Origin of the sequence: Nocardioides sp. NPDC006303 (assembly GCF_040613175.1) — a bacterium.
GTDB lineage: Bacteria > Actinomycetota > Actinomycetes > Propionibacteriales > Nocardioidaceae > Nocardioides.
Window position 1 is genome coordinate 1 of record NZ_JBEXRR010000066.1, and the last position, 19,307, is coordinate 19,307.

General features: G+C 70.4%; 22 protein-coding genes. 10 read left to right on the plus strand and 12 right to left on the minus strand.

The window, feature by feature from the left end:
* Nucleotides 1-159 precede the first annotated feature (159 nt).
* The 6 genes from ABZY89_RS28470 to ABZY89_RS28495 are packed head-to-tail and all read right to left on the minus strand — an operon-like array spanning nucleotide 160 to nucleotide 6,205.
* Nucleotides 160-1,146 carry a cyclase family protein gene (locus tag ABZY89_RS28470; RefSeq protein ID WP_355232543.1) on the minus strand — a complete coding sequence of 329 codons (987 nt, stop codon included), beginning with the start codon at nucleotides 1,144-1,146 and terminating at the stop codon, nucleotides 160-162.
* Nucleotides 1,143-2,315 carry a prolyl oligopeptidase family serine peptidase gene (locus ABZY89_RS28475; RefSeq protein WP_355232544.1) on the minus strand — a complete coding sequence of 391 codons (1,173 nt, stop codon included), beginning with the start codon at nucleotides 2,313-2,315 and terminating at the stop codon, nucleotides 1,143-1,145. Before ABZY89_RS28475 ends, ABZY89_RS28470 begins: the two co-directional genes overlap by 4 nt.
* A gap of 27 nt (nucleotides 2,316-2,342) precedes the next feature.
* The gene (locus ABZY89_RS28480; RefSeq protein ID WP_355232545.1) at nucleotides 2,343-3,059 is read right to left on the minus strand and encodes an SDR family NAD(P)-dependent oxidoreductase; all 717 of its coding nucleotides are present in this window, start codon (nucleotides 3,057-3,059) and stop codon (nucleotides 2,343-2,345) included.
* Nucleotides 3,056-4,045 carry a fumarylacetoacetate hydrolase family protein gene (locus ABZY89_RS28485; RefSeq protein WP_355232546.1) on the minus strand — a complete coding sequence of 330 codons (990 nt, stop codon included), beginning with the start codon at nucleotides 4,043-4,045 and terminating at the stop codon, nucleotides 3,056-3,058. Before ABZY89_RS28485 ends, ABZY89_RS28480 begins: the two co-directional genes overlap by 4 nt.
* A 25-nt stretch (nucleotides 4,046-4,070) precedes the next feature.
* A complete protein-coding gene (locus tag ABZY89_RS28490) occupies nucleotides 4,071-5,048 on the minus strand; it encodes a VOC family protein (RefSeq protein ID WP_355232547.1) in 978 nt (325 codons plus the stop codon).
* Between the two features lie 29 nt (nucleotides 5,049-5,077).
* Nucleotides 5,078-6,205 carry an FAD-dependent monooxygenase gene (locus ABZY89_RS28495; RefSeq protein ID WP_355232548.1) on the minus strand — a complete coding sequence of 376 codons (1,128 nt, stop codon included), beginning with the start codon at nucleotides 6,203-6,205 and terminating at the stop codon, nucleotides 5,078-5,080.
* A 117-nt stretch (nucleotides 6,206-6,322) separates the two neighbouring features.
* Between ABZY89_RS28495 and ABZY89_RS28500 the strand changes: the two genes are divergently transcribed.
* From ABZY89_RS28500 to ABZY89_RS28525, 6 genes are all read left to right on the plus strand, one after another.
* The gene (locus ABZY89_RS28500; protein WP_355232549.1) at nucleotides 6,323-7,249 is read left to right on the plus strand and encodes a LysR family transcriptional regulator; all 927 of its coding nucleotides are present in this window, start codon (nucleotides 6,323-6,325) and stop codon (nucleotides 7,247-7,249) included.
* 122 nt (nucleotides 7,250-7,371) lie between these two features.
* Nucleotides 7,372-8,562: an MFS transporter gene (locus tag ABZY89_RS28505; protein WP_355232550.1), complete on the plus strand. Its 1,191-nt coding sequence runs from the start codon at nucleotides 7,372-7,374 to the stop codon at nucleotides 8,560-8,562.
* 16 nt (nucleotides 8,563-8,578) lie between these two features.
* Complete coding sequence (locus ABZY89_RS28510; RefSeq protein WP_355232551.1) at nucleotides 8,579-9,778, plus strand: MBL fold metallo-hydrolase; 1,200 nt, start codon at nucleotides 8,579-8,581, stop codon at nucleotides 9,776-9,778.
* 142 nt (nucleotides 9,779-9,920) lie between these two features.
* The gene (locus ABZY89_RS28515; RefSeq protein WP_355232552.1) at nucleotides 9,921-11,093 is read left to right on the plus strand and encodes a hypothetical protein; all 1,173 of its coding nucleotides are present in this window, start codon (nucleotides 9,921-9,923) and stop codon (nucleotides 11,091-11,093) included.
* Between the two features lie 48 nt (nucleotides 11,094-11,141).
* Complete coding sequence (locus ABZY89_RS28520) at nucleotides 11,142-11,849, plus strand: LppX_LprAFG lipoprotein (RefSeq protein WP_355232553.1); 708 nt, start codon at nucleotides 11,142-11,144, stop codon at nucleotides 11,847-11,849.
* A complete protein-coding gene (locus ABZY89_RS28525) occupies nucleotides 11,846-13,570 on the plus strand; it encodes an MFS transporter (RefSeq protein WP_355232554.1) in 1,725 nt (574 codons plus the stop codon). Before ABZY89_RS28520 ends, ABZY89_RS28525 begins: the two co-directional genes overlap by 4 nt.
* On the opposite strand, the gene ABZY89_RS28530 is transcribed toward ABZY89_RS28525, so the two are convergent.
* The gene (locus tag ABZY89_RS28530; RefSeq protein WP_355232555.1) at nucleotides 13,557-14,117 is read right to left on the minus strand and encodes a DUF4188 domain-containing protein; all 561 of its coding nucleotides are present in this window, start codon (nucleotides 14,115-14,117) and stop codon (nucleotides 13,557-13,559) included. The genes ABZY89_RS28525 and ABZY89_RS28530 overlap by 14 nt on opposite strands.
* A gap of 44 nt (nucleotides 14,118-14,161) precedes the next feature.
* Here ABZY89_RS28530 and ABZY89_RS28535 point away from each other — a divergent pair, with 44 nt between their 5' ends.
* Entirely contained in the window at nucleotides 14,162-14,842 is a 681-nt protein-coding gene (locus ABZY89_RS28535) for a MerR family transcriptional regulator (protein ID WP_355232556.1), read from the plus strand.
* Between the two features lie 19 nt (nucleotides 14,843-14,861).
* Here the strand turns inward: ABZY89_RS28535 and ABZY89_RS28540 are convergent, their stop codons facing one another.
* The 5 genes from ABZY89_RS28540 to ABZY89_RS28560 all read right to left on the minus strand — a co-directional run bounded on the left by ABZY89_RS28540 (nucleotide 14,862) and on the right by ABZY89_RS28560 (nucleotide 17,709).
* Nucleotides 14,862-15,110, minus strand: coding sequence for a hypothetical protein (locus ABZY89_RS28540; protein ID WP_355232557.1), 249 nt, complete (start codon nucleotides 15,108-15,110; stop codon nucleotides 14,862-14,864).
* A gap of 84 nt (nucleotides 15,111-15,194) precedes the next feature.
* Nucleotides 15,195-15,338, minus strand: a complete 144-nt coding sequence (locus ABZY89_RS28545) for a GPGG-motif small membrane protein (protein WP_355232558.1) — start codon at nucleotides 15,336-15,338, stop codon at nucleotides 15,195-15,197.
* Between the two features lie 39 nt (nucleotides 15,339-15,377).
* Nucleotides 15,378-15,620, minus strand: coding sequence for a hypothetical protein (locus ABZY89_RS28550; protein WP_355232559.1), 243 nt, complete (start codon nucleotides 15,618-15,620; stop codon nucleotides 15,378-15,380).
* Between the two features lie 98 nt (nucleotides 15,621-15,718).
* Nucleotides 15,719-16,681, minus strand: coding sequence for a glycosyltransferase (locus tag ABZY89_RS28555; RefSeq protein ID WP_355232560.1), 963 nt, complete (start codon nucleotides 16,679-16,681; stop codon nucleotides 15,719-15,721).
* Nucleotides 16,678-17,709, minus strand: coding sequence for an NAD-dependent epimerase/dehydratase family protein (locus ABZY89_RS28560; RefSeq protein ID WP_355232561.1), 1,032 nt, complete (start codon nucleotides 17,707-17,709; stop codon nucleotides 16,678-16,680). Before ABZY89_RS28560 ends, ABZY89_RS28555 begins: the two co-directional genes overlap by 4 nt.
* A gap of 173 nt (nucleotides 17,710-17,882) precedes the next feature.
* Between ABZY89_RS28560 and ABZY89_RS28565 the strand changes: the two genes are divergently transcribed.
* Genes ABZY89_RS28565 through ABZY89_RS28575 form a run of 3 tightly spaced genes read left to right on the plus strand, consistent with a single transcriptional unit; the run spans nucleotide 17,883 to nucleotide 19,226 of the window.
* On the plus strand, nucleotides 17,883-18,677 hold the full coding sequence (locus tag ABZY89_RS28565; RefSeq protein ID WP_355232562.1) for a sigma-70 family RNA polymerase sigma factor: 795 nt from the start codon (nucleotides 17,883-17,885) through the stop codon (nucleotides 18,675-18,677).
* A 58-nt stretch (nucleotides 18,678-18,735) separates the two neighbouring features.
* The gene (locus ABZY89_RS28570; protein WP_355232563.1) at nucleotides 18,736-18,960 is read left to right on the plus strand and encodes a hypothetical protein; all 225 of its coding nucleotides are present in this window, start codon (nucleotides 18,736-18,738) and stop codon (nucleotides 18,958-18,960) included.
* Entirely contained in the window at nucleotides 18,957-19,226 is a 270-nt protein-coding gene (locus ABZY89_RS28575) for a hypothetical protein (protein ID WP_355232564.1), read from the plus strand. The genes ABZY89_RS28570 and ABZY89_RS28575 overlap by 4 nt, the downstream gene beginning before the upstream one ends.
* Nucleotides 19,227-19,307 lie beyond the last annotated feature (81 nt).

Genomic DNA, 19,307 nt, shown 5'->3' on the forward strand with positions numbered 1-19,307 from the left:
TTCAGGCTCCGGCGTGTCCGGATTCGAGTGGATGTACGGCGCCGACGAGCCTGAGAGCCAACACAGTCGCGTCCGCGCTCGATGGGACTGTGTTGGTCTCGACACGCTCGCTGGCGCGAGGGTCTGAACGAAGTGGCCCTCGACCAGCGGGTTCCACCCTCAGCGCAGCGCGATGGGGTTCACCGGGGCGCCGACGGCACCGGTGACGCGCAGCGGCGCCGCGGTCAGCAGGAAGTCGTAGCGCCCGTCCTCCGCGCAGGCGGAGGCGAGACCGTCCAGGTCCCACATCTCACCCAGGAAGAGGCCGAGGTGAGGGATGGCGACCTGGTGCAGGGGCTGGAAGGCGTCGTCGAACTCGTTGGGCCGCACCTCGAAGCCCCACGTGTCGGTGGCGATCGCGGCGATCTCGGTGCGGTGCAGCCAGTCCGCGGTGGTGAAGGAGAGGCCGGGGGCCGCTCCCCCGGCGTAGCCACCCCAGCCCTCACCGGCGGCGACACCCCGGCGGGCGCGGGAGAGCTGCCCGGTGCGTACGACGACGATGTCGCCGCGGCCCACGGCCGCGCTGGCGCCCTGGGCGGCGATCGTCTGCTCCAGGTGCTCCTCGGTGATGGCGAAGCCGTCGGGGAGCTCGCCGTCGGTGCCGACCGCGCGGCCGACGTCGAGCAGCACCCCGCGACCGCAGACCACGTCGGCGACCGTCTCGATCCCGGTGACACCGTCGCCCAGCGAGGTCACCACCGACTCCGCCGGGCGGCCGTTCCAGGCCCGTCCGTGGTCGAAGATGTGGCCGAGCCCGTCCCACTGGGTCGAGCACTGCAGCGGCATCGCGATGACGTCGTCCGCGCCGCCGATCCCGTGCGGGAACCCCTGGATGCCGGCGACCGCGTCGGTGCCGGTGTCGAGCATGGTGTGCACCGGATTCGTACGCCGCCGCCAGCCGTTCTGCGGCCCGTCCATGTCGAAGGGCAGCGAGAGCGAGTAGGAGCGGCCGGTCTGCACCAGCCCCGCGGCCGAGACCCGCTTGGCGTCGGTGAGGAAGTTCATCGTCCCGCGGACGTCGTCCTCGCCCCAGCGCCCCCAGTTGGAGACGCGGGCGACCGTCTTCGCGATCTCGCCTTCGGGATCGCTCCGATCCAGGGAGGTCACGACGCGTCCAGCTCGGCGAACGTGTCGGCGACCCAGTCGGCGATGAAGCCGATGACGTGCGGGAAGTGGTCCAGACCGATGTGCTCGGTGGCACCCTCCTCCGGCGTGAAGATCCGCAGCTCGCGCTTGGGGCTGTTGACCGCCTGGTCGTAGGAGCGATGCGCGTAGGAGAGCGGGATCTGGCGGTCGTTCTCACCGTGGGCGATGAGGAACGGCACGGTGATCTCCTCGACGACGCCGTCGAGGTTCACGTCCTCGGCGAAGTCGATGAACGTGTCGATGTCGGGCTGCCCCCACACCCACAGCACGTGGTCCCAGTAGTGCGGCACCGGGTTCTCGCCCTCACGCTGCAGTCGTCGCTTCTGCACCGCGCCCCAGTCGTGGTTGGCGCCCCAGGCGACGCACAGCGCCAGCCGCTTCTCGTACGCCGCGGCGCGAGGCGCGTAGTAGCCGCCCAGCGACCAGCCCACGAGCCCGATCCGGTCCGCACGGACGTCCGAGCGCGTCTCGAGCCAGTCGACGCAGGCCGCGGCCCAGGCCTCGGTGTCGACGCGCGCGGTGAGGCCGTCCAGACGCAACGCCTCACCGGCGCCACCGCAGTCGACCATCAGCGTCGAGATGCCGCGGGCGGCGAGCTCGGTGTGGACACCGGCGCCGACCATCATCTCCTTGGTCGAGTCCAGGCCGTTCCACACGATCATGACCGGCGTCGCCTCGCCGTCCCGACCAGCCGGGTGGAAGTAGGCGGGCAGGGTGGTCTCGCGGCCGTTCTCGACGTACGGGATGGCGACCTTCACCGTCGGCTGGTCGAGCAGCTCGAAGGAGCGGACCAGCAGGTCGACGCTCCGCTGGTACTCGGCGCTGCGGCCCGGGTCCTTCGCACTCTGCATCCGCTCGGCCTGGGAGACGTAGACGGACGCGCGGAAGAGCTTCTGCCCAGCCGTACGCCGATGGCCGGCCTTCTCGGCCTCGGCCGACTGCTCCTCGAGCTGGTCGGCGACACCGCGCCAGGCGGCCATGAACTCGGCGGTGCCCACGTCGGAGCCCTGCGCGGCCAATTCCTTCAGCGGCCGGCAGGCGCGGTCGACCTCGTCGATCAGGCCGCCGGAGTTGAGCGTGGCGACCACACCCAGGTTCCAGACGTAGTTGCCGGGAAAGTACTCGAACATCTCTTGTCCTCTTCTTGTCGATGAATCTCAGCGCAGTGCGTCGGAGACGGCCTTCGCGCCGGCGTGCGAGGCGACCCCGCCGTCGACGGGGATCTCGGCACCGGTGACGTACGCCGCGCCGTCGCCGAGCAGGAAGACCACGACCGACGCGACCTCCTCGGGCGTGCCGACGCGGCCGAGCGGAGTGCCGGCGACCGAGGCGTCTCGGAACGCACCCGGCGCGGAGGCGGTCATGGCGGTCTCGATGAAGCCCGGGTGTACGGCGTTGACCCGGATCCCGCGCTCCCCCAGCTCGAGCGCCGCGGTGTGCGTGAGCCCGCGAACGGCCCACTTGCTGGTGGTGTAGGCCACCGGGTAGTGCCCCTGCAGCGCGGCGAGCGACCCGATGGTGACGATCGACCCGCCGGCCGGCATCAGCGGCGCCAGCGCCTGGATCCCGAGCAGCGGCCCGAGCACGTTGACGTCATAGGCGTCCCGCATGTCGGCGACGCTCGCAGCCCCGACCCGGGCGCGGCGGGTGACGCCGGCGCAGCTCACCAGCCCATGGACCGGCCCGGCGAGCTCGCCCGCGAGGTCGGCCCAGGTGTCCTCGTCGCGGACGTCGAGGGTCCGAACGCCCGGCGCCGATTCCCGGTCGACACCCACCGCCGTCCCGCCTTCCGCGGTCACGGCGGCGACGACCGCCGCTCCGATTCCCGAGGCGGCTCCGGTGACCACGACCGTACGTCCGGCCAGCGAGCTCATCGGGGCGCCTCACGAGCTGCCGCCCGTGCGGCACTGTCGCGGCGGCGCACCGGCGGCAGCTCGGGGGCGGGCGGCGCGACGCCGACGGTGTTGGTGAGGGCGCCTATCCCCTCGACCTCGAGCGTGACCACGTCACCGGGCTGCAGCGGTTTCGGCTCCTGCGAGCCATGACGGCCCCACAGCTCGGCCAGGCACCCGCCGTTGCCGACGGTGCCCGAGCCGAGGACGTCGCCGGCGACCACGCGGGAGTCGCGGGAGGCGTACGCGATCATCGTCTCGAAGGTCCAGCCGACGTTCGAGAGGCGGTCGCGGCCGATCTCGACGCCGTTGACGGACACCGTGCACAGCAGGTCGAGGAAGCCGTCCTCGTCCCGGTACGGCTCCAGCTCGTCTGCCGTCACGATCCACGGCCCGAGCGTGGTGGCGAAGTCCTTGCCCTTGGCCGGCCCGAGTCCGACCTGCATCTCGCGGCCCTGCAGGTCGCGAGCCGACCAGTCGTTGAAGATCGTGTAGCCGAAGACGTACGCCCCGGCCTCCTCCGGCGGGACCGACCGGCCCTCGGCTCCGACGACGGCGGCGACCTCCAGCTCGAAGTCGCGCGCCGCGCAGGCCGCCGGGAACGGCACCTCCGCGCCCGGTCCGAGGATCGCGTGCGGGTTGGTGAAGTAGAAGGCAGGCGCGTCGTACCAGGCGTCGGGGACGCCGCTGACGCCGTCGACCGAGCGGCGTACGCCCTCGACGTGCTCCTCGAAGGCGACGAAGTCGCGCACCGAGGCCGGCTCCAGCGGCGCCAGCAGCTCGACCTCGGCGAGGTCGATCGCCGCCTCTGCCCGGGCATCGTCGGCGGCACGGTCGAGCACATCGCGGCCGCCGGCGATGAGCGTACGCATCGAGTGCCGGACGGCGAACGGGTGCAGTCCGTCCTCGGTGACCAGGCCGACGCGCGGCACGTCGAGGGCAGGATCGCGGAAGGTTGCCAGCTTCATCGGGCTCTCCTCATTCGAACGCAGCTCAGACCGGCGGGGCGACGAAGACGCCCTTGTCGGGGTCGTTGAAGGACTTGCCGGCGACCAGCTCGTCCATCGGATTGGCGGTGCCCCACTGGTCGGAGACCTCCGGGTCGCTGAAGTCGTACAGATGCGGGTGCCAGTTGTCCTCGACGAGCTCCTCGAGCTCGGTGGTGTACTCGACCGTGTTGCCGTGCGGGTCCAGGAAGTAGCTGAAGGTGTTGTTGCCGGCCAGGTGCCGGCCCGGCCCCCAGATCTTCTCGACGCCGGCCCGCAGCAGCCGCCCGGTGCCGCGCATGTACTCGTCCAGCCCGCGCATCTCGAAGGAGGCGTGGTGCAGCGCGACGTGCGGCCCGCGGGCGATCGCGAGGCTGTGGTGGAACCGGTTCGTACGCAGGAACCACATCATCGAGCCCAGCCGCGGGTGCATCAGGGTGTCGGAGAGCGCGAAGCCGAGGTGGCGCTGGTAGAACGCCACGGTCTGCTCGGGGTTGGGCGAGTTGATGACGACGTGGGAGAGCTTGACCGGGACCGCCTCGCCCTCCTCGATCTTGCGGTGCTGCCGCACGGCGACGTCGCAGGAGACCTCGACCGTACGTCCGTCGTTGTCGAAGAAGCGAAAGCCGTAGCCGCCGCCCGGCGTCAGCACCGGGCCCGGCTCGCTGACAAGCTTCACTCCGGCCCGGCCGAGGCGCTCGGCCATCGCGTCCACGTCGGCCGGGCTGGCCGCGCCGAACGCGATCAGGTCCAGGCGCTTGTCGTCGGCGCGGCGCAGGCGGACGGAGTAGTGCTCCGGGGAGCCCTCCGCGGCCAGGAACGCGAGCCCGCTGTCGGTCGTCTCGGCCTTGAGCTTCCAGGTGCTCGTGTAGAACTCCAGCTGTCGCTCGTAGTCCGGAACGGCCAGGTCGACGTGGCGCAGGTGAGTGATCAGCCGCTCGGCGGGCGGGGTCTCGATGATGCTCTCGGTCGTTGGGTCGGTCACGGTGTTCTCCTCGTGAGATGGGGGGGTGGTCAGGCGGGCTGGGTGACTAGGGCGGCGACGCGGGCCATCAGCCCGGGTACGTCACCGCGCTCGCGCGCCTTCAGCCAGGTGCAGAGCTGGAGCGAGGCCTCGACGACCGCCCGCGCACGGGGCAGCCGGCGATCGGTGAACGCGGGCCAGACGGCGGCCAGATCGTCGGCAGCGGTGAGCAGCTCGGCGAGCACGGCAGCGTCCTCGAGCGCCTGGGCGGCGCCCTGGGCGAGAGTCGGCGGGCAGCTGTGGGCGGCGTCGCCGATGATCACGACCCGCCCCCGGTTCCAGGGGCCGTCGACGACGTGGCTCTCGAAGTGGGTGTGGTTGACCCTCGTCGGATCGGTCAGCGATCCGCGGATCTCGTCCCAGGGCCCGTGATAGGCCGCCGCGAGCTCGCGCATGACGGCCAGTCCCTCCTCGGCCGACAGGCCGCTCCGGTCCTGGGCGGGCTCGACGACGTAGGCGTAGAGGCTCTCTTCCGAGGTCGGACAGTAGCCCGCGATGTAGGACGGTCCGCCGTAGACGAGGTCGGTGCGGGTGACCTCGGCCGGTCGCCGCGTGAACGCTCGCCAGATACCCATGCCCACCGGCTCGGGCTCCACGTCGATGCCGATCGCCCGACGCGTCCACGACCGCACCCCGTCGGCGCCGACGACGAGGTCGTAGCGCCCGTGCGAACCGTCCGCGAAGGTGACGTCGACGCCCGTCTCGTCCTGCTCGATGCCGGACGGGGCGATCCCGAAGCGCACCTTGGCGCCGGCCGCGACGGCGCGGTTGAGGAGGATCCGGGCCAGGGCGGGCCGGTACATCCCCATCGTCGCCGGCAGGTCCGGACCTCCGGTGCGGTGGTCCTCGAGCTCGACCAGCAGCGTGCCGGCCGGGTCGGGCGCACGCAGCCCGAGGGTGTCGTAGCCGTAGCCCTCGGCGCACACCTGCTCCCACACCCCGAGGTCGCGCAGCACCCGCAGCGCGTTGCCCTGCAGGGTGATCCCGGAGCCGAGGGCCGAGAGGTCCGGCTTGGCGTCGACGAGGTCGACGGAGACGCCGCGCTCGGCGAGCAGGATCGCGGTCGCCGTTCCGGCGGTTCCGGCACCGATGACGAGAACCGAGCTGATGGCGGGCATGAGAGCTCCCTGGATGTGCGAGATGGTGGAGTGACGAGCACCACTCTGAACCGCGCGCAACTATTCGGGAAGAGCAGATTTCCTATCCCGCATATACACCACGTTTATAGTCAGACCATGGCGACCGATCCGCTCCGCAACCTCGATCTCAACCTCCTCCTCTCGTTGGACGCGCTGCTCGAGGAGCGCAACGTGACCCGCGCGGCAGCGCGGCTCGGGCTGAGCCAGCCGGCGGTCTCGGCCGCGCTGCGGCGCCTTCGGCGCCACTTCGGCGACGAGCTCCTCGTCCGCACCGGCAACCGCTACGACCTCACGCCCCTGGCCACCCAGCTGCGCGGGACCACCACGACAGCCCTCGCCGGCGTACGCCGGGTCTTCGAGGCCGAGCCGGGCTTCGACCCGGCGACCTCGACCCGGGAGTTCACGGTGGTCGCCTCCGACTACTCGACGACCGTGCTCGGCGACCACCTCGCCACCGAGCTGGCCCGGGAGGCCCCCGGCGTACGCCTCCGGTTCCAGCTGCAGACCCACGGCGACGTCGACCAGGCACCGGAGTCGCTGCGGCACGTGGACGGGATGGTCCTCCCCCACGGCTTCCTCCAGGACCTGCCCGCGGTCGAGCTCCACACCGACGGCTGGGTGCTGGTCGTGTCCGCCGACAACGACGCCGTCGGCGAGACGATCACCATGGAGCAGCTCGCCGAGATGCCCTGGGTCGTCACCCACCACGCCCCTACCGCCTTCACCCCAGCCGTACGCCAGCTCAGCATGATCGGGGTCGAGCCCGACGTCCATGTGGTGACCGAGAGCTTCCTCCCGGTGCCGTTCCTGGTCGCCGGGACCCCGCGCGTCGCCCTCCTGCAGCGCCAGCTGGCGACCCGGCTGGCGGGAGCCGCCGGCGTACGCACCCTCGACTGCCCCTGGGACGTGGTCCCGCTGAAGGAGGCGTTCTGGTGGCACCCCGCCCATCGCGCGGACCCGGCGCACGGCTGGCTGCGCCGGATGATGACGCGTGCCGCCGCGGGACTGGAGGAGTCGGACTGACGTCGGGCTATCGACGGGGCTGATACCCGGCAGAAGCAGGTTTGGCTTCCGCAATACCTCCTGGATCTCTCACGATGCTGTGACTGCTGTCACACCATCTCGGCCTGATCCATGGAGACCCCATGCCCGACACCCTCACGCCCGTCCGGCAAGCCGGACGCACGCAGGGCTTCCTGCTGATGTTCATGAGCTGCCTGCCGATTCTCGGCGCGGTGCTGCTCGCTCCCGTCCTGCCCCGGATGCAGGACCACTTCGGCGACAGCGGCGCCGCGACCGCGCTGGTCCCGCTCTCCCTCACCGTCCCGGCGCTGATGATCGCGCTGCTGGCGCCGTTCGCGGGCCGCATCGTGGACAGGTTCGGGCGCAAGCGGCTGCTGCTGACCGGCCTGGCGGTCTACGCCGTCTTCGGCACCGCGCCGCTGTGGCTGGACGGGCTGGGCGCGATCGTCCTCAGCCGCGCGGGGGTCGGCGTCGCCGAGGCGGCGATCATGACCTGCTGCACGACGCTGATCTCGGACTACTTCAGCGGCACCGAGCGCGACCGCTGGCTGGGCATGCAGACCGTGTTCGCGTCGCTGTCGGCCACGGTGTTCTTCGCGCTCGGCGGGGCGCTGGGTGCCCAGGACTGGCGCAACCCGTTCTGGCTCTACGCCTCCAGCCTGGTCTTCCTCGTCCTCGCCGCGGCGCTCATCTGGCCGCCCGCCAGCGAGTCCGCTTCCACCGAGGAGCACGCCCAGCTCCCGCCGCTGCCCACCCGCGCCCTCGCGCTGCCGTGCGCTGTCACGGTCGTCGGCGGCATCGTCTTCTACACCCCGATCGTGGAGCTCCCCTACGTGCTCGACGCGGCCGGGATCACCGCCGTCCCCGCCATCGGCGCGTTCGCGGCGCTCGCCTCCCTCGCCACGGCCGGTGGTGCGTACGCCTTCGGCCGGATCTCCGGCCGCGGCACCGCCACGCTGCTTCCGATCGCCTTCGGGCTGGCCGGGGTCGGCCTGGTCGTACTCGGTGCCACCTCGGTGGTGCCGGTCATCGTGCTCGGCGCGGTCATCGCGTCGGCCGGCACCGGCCTGATGCTGCCCACCCTGCTCGTCTGGGCTGTGTCCGGCCTCACCTTCGAGCAGCGCGGCCGCGGCACCGGCGTGTGGACCGCCGCCCTCTTCCTCGGCGAGTTCGTCTGCCCGCTCCTGATCGTCGCCTTCACCGGTGCTCTCGGCGGCCTCGGTGCCGCCGTCGTCCTCGTCGGCGCCGTCGCGCTTCTCCTCGCCGTCCTCACCCGCCGCGTCCTCACCCGCGACGTGGCCGTCACCGCCTGATCAGGAGCCGATCCACATGTGTCATGTCCTCAACGAGGCCGTCGCCTCGATCCCCTCGACCGACCGGCGCCGGCTGCTGTCGATGGTCGGCCTCGGAGCCGTTGGCGCGGCGACCGCGACAGCCCTGGGTACGCCGGCGGCGGCCGCCGCGCCCGCAGCCCGGACCGGGCGCCGCTCGAAGGCACGGACCCGTGTCGTGCTGCTCGGCACCTCAGGCGGCCCGGCCGTGCTCGACGGCGGCCGGCACGGGGTGTCGACCGCGATCGCCTTCGAGGACAAGGTGTACGTCGTCGACCTCGGGGTGGGCGCCTTCGGCCGGCTGCAGCAGAGCGGCCTCGCCCCGGACACCGGCCTGGGTTCCGCGCTCTCCTGGATGCGCGGCATCTTCTTCACCCACCTGCACAGCGACCACACGGTCGACTGGCCCACGACGTACGCGATCGGGTCGATGAACATCGTCGGGCGCTCCGGCGGACCGGTCCAGGTGTTCGGTCCGGCACCCCGGGACACCCTCAGCAGGGTCTTCCCGCCCACCCGGCCGGCACCCGCCCTGGTCAACCCGGACGAGCCGATGCCCGGCATCTCCTCGATGACCGGTCATCTGCGCAACGCGTTCGCCCAGGACTTCAACGACCGGCTGCGGGACAGCAACTTCCCCGACCCGGACACGCTCTTCGAGGTCCACGACATCGACCACTCGGCGCTGTGGACGATCGATCCGGAAGGGGTCCCGCCGCGGCTCGAGGCGCCGATCCAGGTATGGAAGGACGGCGAGGTCACCGTGACGGCGACGCTCGTCGATCACCACCCCACCGCGCCGGCGTACGGCTATCGCTTCGACACCCCGGACGGGTCGGTCGTGGTCTCCGGCGACACCTGTGTGAGCCAGAATCTCATCGATCTGGCGCGTGGCGCGGACGTCCTGGTCCACGAGGTGATCGACCCCGAGTTCGTCGAGCGGCTCACCGCCGCCCTTCCTCCCGAGACCGCCGAGGCGCTCCGCAAGCACCTGCTCGAGTCGCACACCACCATCGAGCAGGTCGGCCGCGACGTCGCCGAACCGGCCGGTGTCGGCACCCTCGCCCTCTCCCATCTGGTCCCCGGCAACAACCCGCCCGCGCGCTGGTGCAAGGCCCAGCGGGGCTTCTCGGGAGAGCTCGTCGTCGGCGAGGACCTGATGGTGATCCCTGTCGGCCGCGCGCGCTGGAACAGCTGAGGAGGTCATGACCCGGCATCCTCCGGGTACCGGGTCACTCCGCTGCAAAGGAAGGAACCGGTTTCATGACAACTGCCGTCACATCTGTCGTCGTCACGGTCGTCGGGCGGACCATCCGCGCTGGGCGCCGCATCGTCAGGTGATGCCCAGTTCGACCGTGGCCACGCACGGTGGGGCACAGGCCTCGGCACCTGCAGCGGCGCGATCGGCTCGCTTCCGCGCGCGAGTCCGTCGGCTCCCGTGGGCGCCGGCCCTGACGACCGCAGGCGCGGGGGCCATCGCCTTCTGGGTCGGTGCGGTCTTCCCCGGGCCGGCGGGCGAGTTCCCGTACTACGCGCCCCTGGGCGCCGTGGTCGCGATGTCCACGACCGTGATGGGCTCGGTGCGCAAGACCGTCCAGAGCATCGTCAGCATCTGGCTGGGCTCGATGATCGCCCTGGCTATCGGGGCGGTCTCGACGCCCAGCCCGGTGACCGTGGCTCTGGTGATCGGGCTGGGAACGATCGCAGGGAGCTGGAGCTGGCTCGACGACATGGGGCACTGGGTCCCGACCGCGGGCCTGTTCGTGCTGATCATCGGCACCGACGATCCCGTGGCGTTCGTGAGCGCCTTCGGCGGCCTCACCCTGATCGGGGCCGCGATCGGAGTCGCGATGACGGTGCTCTTCCCACAGCTGCCTCTCGGGCCCACAGAGAGGGCGATACGCGACGTCCGTACAGAGGTGCTCGTCCAGCTCCGGCGGTTGGCACATGCCCTGCAAGGAGACGGGCCACCGACGGAGACCCAATGGCGTGACTACGTGGCGCAGCTGGATCCCGCCGTGCAGAGAATGCGCGCCGCCAGACAGCTTGTCCTGGATGCATCCCGCGTCAACAGGCGTCGGGAGCACCACCGATACCGCCTGGAGAGAGAGCTCGAGCAGGCAGCAGCCCTCGAGCGGGTGTGCTTCCTCATCGAGGAGCTCACCCAGGTGCTGGAAGAGGAGGAACGGGCGGGAAACGATCACGTCGGGCTGGGCCCAGAGCTGCGTCCTCATACGGCACAGGCGCTGCTCGCTCTCGCGGATCTGGTGCAATCGGGAGACGGGCGCACCGCGGACCCAGGAGCCAAGGCGGACGCCCAGGACGCGCTGGCCGCACTCGTCGACCAGATCCACGACGTGCGCGTGGGCGAACCCTCGTACGACGAGCTCTTCACCGCCGGCAGCATCGTCACCACCATCCGGCGGTGCATCGAGACTCCGCATCCGGTCAGCGCCTCACCCGCCTCCGGTCAGAGCGCGCGGATCGAGGAACGACCATCTGATCACCGCTGAGGCCACCTGGACACCGTGGGGGTTGCGAGACGTGGCATTCTGAGCCGCATGCCCATGAGCCTGCCACGCCTCGCCTTCGCTCTCGTCGCCCTTCTGGCCGCACTTCTCGTGATGACCTCGTGCGGCGACGAGGACCCGGCCAAGGGACGTACGCCGAAGCAGGTGCTCGCGGCGGCGCAGAAGAACCTCGACGAGACGAGCGGGATCAACTTCTCGATCGCCTCCGACGACCTGCCCGAGGGCATCACCACGCTGAAGGCGGCGACCGGGACGCTGACCCGCGAGCCCGCCTTCGAGGGCACCCTGACCGTGCCGGTGATGGGCACGGAGGCGCAGGTCGAGGTGGTCTCGGTCGACGGCGTCGTCTACGCGAAGCTGCCGTTCACCACCGCGTTCCAGGAGCTGGACCCGGCCGACTACGGGGTGCCCGACCCGGCCGCGCTGATCGCGCCGGAGACCGGCATCTCCTCGCTGCTCGCCGCGACCGAGGACGTGAAGATCGGCAAGTCGGTGCGCGGCGGCGCCGACAACGACGAGATCCTCTCGACCTACACCGGCACGCTCCCGGACACGGCGGTCCAGAAGATCCTCGCCGGCGCGACCGGCGACTTCGACGTCACCTACATCATCAACGACTCCGACGAGCTCACCGAGGCCACCATCAAGGGCAACTTCAGCGGTGAGGGCGAGGCGGCGTACTCCTACACGATCGACGTGACCGAGTACGGCGTCGAGAAGGAGATCGCCAAGCCGTGAGAGCCGTTCTCTGGCTCGCCGCGATCGCGGTGGCGTTCGCCGCGGCGGACACCTACGTCGTGGTGCTGGCGCTGCCGGACATGATGGCGGGCGTCGGGCTCTCGATCGAGGAGCTGCAGCGGGCCGCGCCGCTGATCTCCGGGTTCCTGCTGGGCTATGTGGCGGTGCTGCCGCTGATCGGACGTCTCGCCGACCTTCTCGGGCACCTGCCGGTGCTCGTCGGCGGGCTGGTCGTCTTCGCGTTCGGCTCGTTCCTGACGGCCCTGTCGTGGGACCTGGCCGCGATGGTGGTCGGCCGGTTCTTCCAGGGGCTGGGCGGTGGCGCGCTCGTACCGGCAACCCTCGCGCTCGTCGCGGCGCTCTACCCCGCTGAGCGCCGTGGGGTTCCGCTCGGGCTGGTCTCGGCGGTCCAGGAGCTCGGCTCGGTGCTCGGGCCGCTCATCGGAGCGGCCGTGCTCGCCGTCGCGGACTGGCGGGCGATCTTCGTGCTCAACCTCGTCGTCGGCCTCGTCCTGGCGGTGGCGATCCGGCGGCTGGGGCGCTCGGACCCTGGCGCTGCCACACCAGGCCGCCCACGACCGGACCTTATGGCGCTGCTGCTGTTGCTGGTCGCCGGCGCGGCGTTCGTACTGCTGGCGATCGAGCCGACCGCCCTGGTCCAGGACCTGACCTGGGGCGCGCTCTACGTGCCCGCGGTCGGGTCGACGCGCTGGTTGACCCCGCTGGGCCTGGTCACGATCATCGCCACGCTCGGGTTCCTGGTGAAGTGCGGCCTGCGGCCGGGCGTACGCCGCGTGCTCGGCCGGATCGCCGCCGAGGTCGACCTCCTCGGGGCACTCCTGCTCTCGTTCGCCCTGGCCGGGGTGATCCTGGCCTTCGCGACCGCCGACCCCGAGGTGGCGGTCTTCTCCGAACAGGGCATCTGGTACCTGGTCGCCGGTGGGCTGGCACTGCTCGGCTTCGTCTTCCACCTGCGCCGGGCGCAGGACCCGATCGTGCCGCGGGGCGCGTTCGCCCGGACGCCGGCGTGGGGCTCGGTGCTGATCTCGTTCTTCGTCGGCGCCGCGCTGGTGGCGGCGCTGATCGACGTGCCGCTCTTCGCCCGCACCACGATCTACGGCGACAGCCAGCTGAAGGCGGCCCTGGTGCTGCTCGAGTTCCTGGTCGCGCTTCCCGTGGGTGCCATCGCAGGTGGCTTCCTCACCCGACGGCTGCCGGCGGGCGTGATCGCGGGTGGCGGGATGCTGCTGGCCGCGGTGGCGTTCGTACTCATGGCCCGCTGGGACGCCGACGCGCTGCGCTCGCTGTCGGCGACCGTCGTGCTCGTCGCGGGCGGCCTCGGCTTCGGCCTCGCCCTGGCGCCGGTCAACGCGGCGATCCTGGCCACGACCGAGCAGTCGATGCACGGCCTGACCACGTCGTTCACGGTGGTGGCCCGCATGGTCGGCATGCTGGTCGGCATCTCGGCGCTGACCACGATCGGCCTGCACAGCTACTACGCCGCCCAGGCCGACCTGCCGTCGCTGTCGTCGGTGTGCACCGGCGGCGGCATGTGCGAGGACTACCAGGACCTGCTCATCGGCGCCGCCATCGCCCAGGAGCACACCGTCTTCGCCGGCGCCGCGGTCTGCGCCGGGATCGCCGCCCTGCTCTCCGTGGTCCTGCTGCGGGGCGCGCCCACCCGGGCACTCTCCCCCAGCGAGACCGTCACCGCCCTGTAGAGGTCTCGACGTACTCCGGGCGGGTGGAGCCCATCCGCTCGTGGGTCGCGTTCCGCCGTCCGGATGCACGCTCGACGACCCCGAGAGCGGCACCGAGCCCGAAGGCCGGCATGTTGCCGTAGAGCGTCTCCACCTGGTCGGCGGGGACCCGATAGGTCTCGTGCCAGATCCCGATGTCGCCGGTCGAGGCCGCCCGCCGGTTGAAGGCGGCCCAGGCGGGAGCGTGCGTGAGGGACGGGTCCTTGGCGAACCGGCCGAGGTCCTCGACGCTGCGCCAGTACTGCACCGTGAGCAGCACCCTTCCCGACCAGTAGCTGCGCGCCGCGAGCAGCCCGAGCTCCGGGTTCTTGGCCAGCTCGGCGAGCATCCGCGGCATCCCGACGAACGCCGGGAACCAGCTGCGCACCTTGTGCCAGCGGTGGATGCGCATCCCGATCAGGAACACGACGACCTCGTCCGTTCCCACCTCGGCGACGCTGTGTCCGGGCGTGACGCCGTCCGGAACGTTCTCAGGAGCCCCTCGATAGCCCCGGGCGATCTTCGACATGGTCGTCCTCCTGACTGGATAGCGTTAGTATCTAGTCTAAGATAGTGCTCCTATCCAGCAACGCCGTCAACCCGTTTCCCGGAGGAACGATGCGGATCTCCGAGCTTGCCGACTCGACCGGCGTGAGCGTCGCGACCATCAAGTACTACGTACGCGAGGGCCTCCTCTCCCCCGGCAGGAAGCTCTCCGAGCGCTTGGCCGACTACGACGACCAGCACGTACGCCGCCTCCGCCTGCTCCGCGTGCTCCGCGATGTCGGCGCCGTTCCCGTCGGGGCGCTCAAGGCACTGGTCGACGCGACCCAGGACCGCACCGCGTCGGTGCACGACATGTTCGGCAAGGCCTGCGACGCCCTCCGTGTCGAGACGAGCGTCCCCGCGGCCCGAGGCGATCACACCCGCGAGCTCGCCGACCGGATCGTCGCCCAGGCGGGTTGGACCGAGGTCAGGGCGGATGCCCCCGAGCGGGACCACCTCGCCGGGATCATCGAGGTCATCCTCGACAGCGGTCTACCCACCGACCCCGAGGGCGCGGCGACCTACCTTCCCCTCGTCGATGCGATCGCCGCCTATGAGCTCGATCAGATCGACGACACCCAGGACCGCGAGGCGATGATGGAGCAGATGGTGCTGGGGCAGGTCGTCCTCGGCGAGTTCCTACTCTGCCTGCGCCGCCTGGCCCACGAGCACCACAGCGCCCTGCGGTTCGCAGAGCGCCGTGAGTGATCGGACGGGGCGTACGCGCTCAGGAGCCGCTGGTGACCCGGTCGCTCACGCCCGTCACGCCGAACAAGTGGGCACAGTGGGCGCAGCAGAACATGTGCTGCTCGTTCTGCACCCCGTGCCCAAGGATGCGGGTGCCGCAGTTGACGCACACGGGCGCGATCACCGCCACAGCACACTCGATCGAGTCGAAGACATGGTGTTCACCCGAGGCCGTCTTCACCTCGAAGCTCTCGTCGTAGTCGTTGCCGCACGTGACGCACTTACCCATGGTTCGGTCCTTTCCTTGCTTCGTACCGACTTCACGCCGGACGCCACGCGGCCCGGGCCCTCGAGGGCCCGGGCCGCATGGTGTCTAGGTGAAGATGCTCACCCCACCGGGGCCGACCAACAGGCCGACCACGATGAGGACTGCTCCCCATAGGATCTGGCCGCGTACCAGGGCCAGAATGCCGCCGATAACCAGGACTGCCGCGATCAGCCAGAGAATTAATGACATGTGGATCTCACCTCGGTGTGTAGTTGTTGCGGGGGATGCTCAGACCTTTTCGTCCAAGCGGCTACGGAGCAGGGCCTTCGCCTCCTCGGCACCCTGCACGGAGTTGGCCTGCGCGCGAACGAACAGGTCTTCCAGGTCGGTGTCCTTCGAGCGACGCGCGTCCTCGATGTAGGTGTCCAGACGCAGCGCGTTGTTCAGGCAGGCCTCGGTGAACCAGATCAGGTTGTAGTCCTTGTCAGGGGTTCCCGTGACGACTCCCGTCTCAACGCTCTTCGTGGTCATGCGGATCACTCCTCATGAGTTCTCTCTTGCGTGCGGCCCTCCCGGTACCCACCGTGGGCCGTGTCCAAACCTCCGAGATCCATCGAGATCGTCGGCGATCACGGTGCGGTCCCAGCGATGACCGTGCGCAGCACGTCGTCCCACTCGTCGAGGAACCGCTCCAGGCCGTAGCGCCTTCTCGCGTACCGGCGCCCGATCAGCCCGGCCTCCTCGGCGACGTCGGGATCCTTCATCAGGTGGCGGACGGCCGGGACGATCTCGTCGCGGCGGGTGGTGACGAAGCCTGCTTCCTGGGGCACCGCGAGCGGGGTCTCGGTCGTGGCCAGGGCGACGACTGGCATGCCCAGATGCATCGCCTCGATCAGGGAGAGACCCAGCGACGTCCAGCGGTGGAGCTGGACGTAGACACGTCGCCGCGGGAGGTGGTCGTGCAGGTCCTGCTGCGACAGGTCCTCGTACGTCCGCAGCCCCTGGTACGCCGGCAGGCGCTCGACACGCATCCCGAAGACGTCGGCGCCGACGCCCTCGGCCAGCGCCGGGATCAGGTCGGCGCCGACCGAGCGGCCGCGATGCACCGGATCGTTGACGACCATTCCGGCCCGCTCGATGTCGCCGGTGTAGCGGCGGCCCGGGTCGACGACACCGTGCTCGATCACGGTGGTCGGGGTGCCGTCGCAGTCCCAGACGAGGTCGTTGAAACCGGTCACGTGCACGATCGGGACATCGCCACCCGCCATCGGGTGCCGGGTGTCGGGGACCCCGCCGGCCGGGGTGTCGTGCTCCAGGTAGACGGCAGGCAGGTCTCGGCCGGGACGCCGTCCGCCGAGCCACTTCTCGGCCAGCTCGAGCTCGTGCGGTCGCTGCAGGACGACGACGTCGACCTCCTCGTCAGCAAGGGCGTCGATGGCCACCTCCCGGGCCGCCACAGGCCACTCGCAGGTGCGAGAACGCCCCTGCCCGTCGGGCCCGCGGTCGAGGCTGGTCGGGAGGAGGTATTCATGGCGACCGTGCACGAACGCCGTCGTCCAGGCCTCGCGCACGTGCCAGATCAAGATTCTCATTCACTGTCGGTGCCCGCGAGCACCTTCGGTGATGCGGCCCGGCCGGACAAGTTCCGCAGTGGGGCGTTCGAGCGCGTCTCCTCCATCCACAGCGCCGTGCGCTTGAGTCCCTCCTCGAGCGACATCTCCGGCTCCCAGCCCAGCAGCACCCGGGCGCGGGTGAGGTCGGGGCGGCGTACGTGCGGGTCGTCCGCCGGCAGCGACACATGATGGATCCGCGATTCGGACCCGGTCAGCTCGGTGACCGTCCGGGCCAGCTCGAGCATGGTGACCTCATGATCGCTGCCGATGTTGACCGGTCCCGCCACATCGGCGCAAGCGAGCCGCAGCAGACCCTCGACGGCGTCCTCGACCCAGCACAGCGACCGGGTCTGCGAGCCGTCACCGGCGACTGTCAGCGGGGCCCCGCTCAGGGCTTGGCCGAGGAAAGTCGGCACGACCCGGCCGTCGTCCAGGCTCATCCGCGGGCCGTAGGTGTTGAAGAGGCGCGCCACGCCGACATCGACGCCGCGCTCGCGGGCATAGGCCATCGTGGTCGCCTCCGCGAACCGCATGCCCTCGTCGTAGACGCTGCGTACGCCGATCGGGTTGACGTGGCCCCAGTACTCCTCGCGCTGCGGGTGCTCCTCGGGGTCCCCGTAGACCTCGCAGGTGGAGGTGAGCACGAACCGGGCGTTGTGGCGGGCGGCCAGCTCGAGTGCGTTGACCGTGCCCTCGCTCGCCGCTCGCAGCGTCTCGAGAGGACGCCGCTGGTAGTGCACCGGCGAGGCCGGACAGGCCAGATGCATGACCAGGTCGACGCCGCCGGGGTCGGGGATCGAGTGGCCGGCGTCGGCGAGGGTGATCGCGAACCCCGGACGGCCGAAGAGATGCTCGATCTTGTCGACCGAGCCGGTGAGCAGGTTGTCGACGATCCACACCTGAGCCCCGGCATCCAGGAGCCGCTCGCTCACCCACGAGCCGATGAACCCGGCCCCGCCGGTGACCACGACCCGGGCGCCGCGCAGCGGCTCTTCCCAGTTGTTCATCGTGTTCCCTCCAGTGTCCGTACACCTGCCCCGGTACCCGCAGCCATCCGTCACAGCCCGGTCGGCGCGTTTACCACCCGCAGGGGTGGTTGCGGCGTCCACCACGCACACCCGCCGGGGTGAACCTTGCGGCGAAGCCGTTGGGAGGCGGTCGATCCGGGCACTACCTACACATGACGACGACAACTTTCGAGACAGACCTACCCCGGGCCGAGCGACAACGACTGACCTCACAGCTGTTGGCGGAGGCACACACCGCAGAAGGAGAGGAGCAGGACCGGATCCTCGAGGAGGTGATTCTGCTCAACGCCGCGGTGGCCCGCTCGATCGCTCACCGCTACACCGGCCGAGGCATCCCGCGTGCGGACCTGGAGCAGGTGGCGTACATCGCCCTGGTCCGGGCCGCGAAGAGCTTCCACCCCGATCGTGCCGACGACTTCCTCACCTACGCGGTACCCACGATCCGTGGTGAGGTGAAGCGCTGGTTCCGTGACCACGGCTGGACGGTGCGGCCGCCGCGCCCGATCCAGGAGCTGCAGAGCACGCTGCTGCGGATCGGGTCGGAGCGAGGCAACCTGCCCACCTCCGAGCTGGCCGAGATCGCCCACGTGCCGGAGCAGAAGGTACGCGAGGCGCTCGACGCCCGAGGCTGCTTCACCCCCTCCTCGCTGGACGCCCCGCTGCGCCCCGGCGAGGCCCAGTCCTCGGCCGAGGCGACCCTCGGCGACATGCTGCCCGGCATCGACGGCGGACTCGCCGACTGCGAGACCCGTCTGGCGCTGGAGCAGGCGATCCGCGTGCTGTGCCCGCGTGACCAGCTGGTAGTGAGAATGCGGTTCATCGAGGACCGTAGCCAGGCAGAGATCGGCGAGGCCATCGGCGTCACCCAGACCCAGGTCTCCCGGATCCTGACCCGGATCATCGACGAGCTCCGTGTGCAGCTCGAAGGAGTAGGAATCGCCGCATGACCCGCACCCACCACGGGTACGGGACACGAAAGCCGACCCCGACACAAGGAGATCTGGCATGACGTACTCAACGATCACCGGCGAGCGCTCCAAGAACGCTCAGCACTCGCTGTGGAACGGCACGACACCCAAGACCAAGTGGCAGGAGTCGTCCTGGGGCAAGCGGATCACCGCTGTCGCCGCCTTCGCGGTCCCGATCGTGATCACCGTCGCCACCACCGTCATCCGCAAGAAGGGCACCGAGGCGCTGCTGCGAAAGTTCAAGGGAGGTAAGAAGAAATGAGGACGAAACGCAACCTCTTCACCTTCGCCCTTGGTGGGGTAGCCGGCTACGTCGTCGGCCGCTACCCCGCTGCCACGTACGAGAAGCTTCGTGACGGAGCCGGCATCACCATGGGCCTGGCCCGCGAGCGGATCGGCATCATGTCCGAGACCCTCCCGCTCGCGCGCCCCGGCTACCACCGAGCTCCCACCACGCCGTCTCCGGAGACCGCTGACGGCGTCTTCGACCGGACTTCTACGGCTTACGTCTCTCGGCCGCATCCGTAGCCCATGACGGCCCATGACTGCTTCGACGCGTTCCCCCACTGCACTGAAAGTTCCCCACCCCCTCCGGAGGGGGTGGGGAAC

Excerpts from the sequence above, each read along its gene's own strand:
- ABZY89_RS28475 (WP_355232544.1), bottom strand. The coding sequence starts at position 2,315 with ATGTTCGAGTACTTTCCCGGCAACTACGTCTGGAACCTGGGTGTGGTC.
- ABZY89_RS28480 (WP_355232545.1), bottom strand. The coding sequence starts at position 3,059 with ATGAGCTCGCTGGCCGGACGTACGGTCGTGGTCACCGGAGCCGCCTCG.
- ABZY89_RS28485 (WP_355232546.1), bottom strand. The coding sequence starts at position 4,045 with ATGAAGCTGGCAACCTTCCGCGATCCTGCCCTCGACGTGCCGCGCGTC.
- ABZY89_RS28495 (WP_355232548.1), bottom strand. The coding sequence starts at position 6,205 with ATGCCCGCCATCAGCTCGGTTCTCGTCATCGGTGCCGGAACCGCCGGA.
- ABZY89_RS28500 (WP_355232549.1), top strand. The coding sequence starts at position 6,323 with ATGGCGACCGATCCGCTCCGCAACCTCGATCTCAACCTCCTCCTCTCG.
- ABZY89_RS28505 (WP_355232550.1), top strand. The coding sequence starts at position 7,372 with ATGCCCGACACCCTCACGCCCGTCCGGCAAGCCGGACGCACGCAGGGC.
- ABZY89_RS28510 (WP_355232551.1), top strand. The coding sequence starts at position 8,579 with ATGTGTCATGTCCTCAACGAGGCCGTCGCCTCGATCCCCTCGACCGAC.
- ABZY89_RS28515 (WP_355232552.1), top strand. The coding sequence starts at position 9,921 with ATGCCCAGTTCGACCGTGGCCACGCACGGTGGGGCACAGGCCTCGGCA.
- ABZY89_RS28520 (WP_355232553.1), top strand. The coding sequence starts at position 11,142 with ATGCCCATGAGCCTGCCACGCCTCGCCTTCGCTCTCGTCGCCCTTCTG.
- ABZY89_RS28530 (WP_355232555.1), bottom strand. The coding sequence starts at position 14,117 with ATGTCGAAGATCGCCCGGGGCTATCGAGGGGCTCCTGAGAACGTTCCG.
- ABZY89_RS28540 (WP_355232557.1), bottom strand. The coding sequence starts at position 15,110 with ATGGGTAAGTGCGTCACGTGCGGCAACGACTACGACGAGAGCTTCGAG.
- ABZY89_RS28545 (WP_355232558.1), bottom strand. The coding sequence starts at position 15,338 with ATGTCATTAATTCTCTGGCTGATCGCGGCAGTCCTGGTTATCGGCGGC.
- ABZY89_RS28550 (WP_355232559.1), bottom strand. The coding sequence starts at position 15,620 with ATGACCACGAAGAGCGTTGAGACGGGAGTCGTCACGGGAACCCCTGAC.
- ABZY89_RS28555 (WP_355232560.1), bottom strand. The coding sequence starts at position 16,681 with ATGAGAATCTTGATCTGGCACGTGCGCGAGGCCTGGACGACGGCGTTC.
- ABZY89_RS28560 (WP_355232561.1), bottom strand. The coding sequence starts at position 17,709 with ATGAACAACTGGGAAGAGCCGCTGCGCGGCGCCCGGGTCGTGGTCACC.
- ABZY89_RS28565 (WP_355232562.1), top strand. The coding sequence starts at position 17,883 with ATGACGACGACAACTTTCGAGACAGACCTACCCCGGGCCGAGCGACAA.
- ABZY89_RS28570 (WP_355232563.1), top strand. The coding sequence starts at position 18,736 with ATGACGTACTCAACGATCACCGGCGAGCGCTCCAAGAACGCTCAGCAC.
- ABZY89_RS28575 (WP_355232564.1), top strand. The coding sequence starts at position 18,957 with ATGAGGACGAAACGCAACCTCTTCACCTTCGCCCTTGGTGGGGTAGCC.